Raw genomic sequence first — 473 nt, forward strand, 5'->3', positions numbered from 1 at the left:
GAACGTAACAAACCGCACCTGAACGTCGGTACCATTGGTCACGTCGACCATGGCAAGACCACGCTCACCGCAGCGCTGACTAAGGTCTGTGCTGAGACTTGGGGCGGCTCTGCGCGTGACTTCTCGCAGATCGACAACGCGCCGGAAGAGAAGGCTCGTGGTATCACCATCAACACCTCCCACGTTGAATATGATTCCTCGATCCGTCACTACGCTCACGTTGACTGCCCTGGCCACGCTGACTATGTGAAGAACATGATCACCGGTGCTGCACAGATGGATGGCGCGATTCTGGTTTGCTCTGCTGCTGACGGCCCGATGCCGCAGACTCGTGAGCACATCCTGCTGTCCCGTCAGGTTGGCGTTCCGTACATCGTTGTCTTCCTGAACAAGGCTGACATGGTGGACGACGCCGAGTTGCTTGAGCTGGTTGAGATGGAAGTGCGTGACCTGCTGTCGACTTACGACTTCCC

General features: G+C 57.3%; 1 protein-coding gene. It reads left to right on the forward strand.

The window, feature by feature from the left end:
- Positions 1-473 (forward strand): GTP-binding protein (locus tag RT21_RS22900; protein WP_156155752.1); only part of this gene is annotated, 473 nt, incomplete at both ends.

It is taken from the genome of Pseudomonas sp. 10B238, assembly GCF_000970615.1.
In the GTDB taxonomy this organism is placed as follows: domain Bacteria; phylum Pseudomonadota; class Gammaproteobacteria; order Pseudomonadales; family Pseudomonadaceae; genus Stutzerimonas.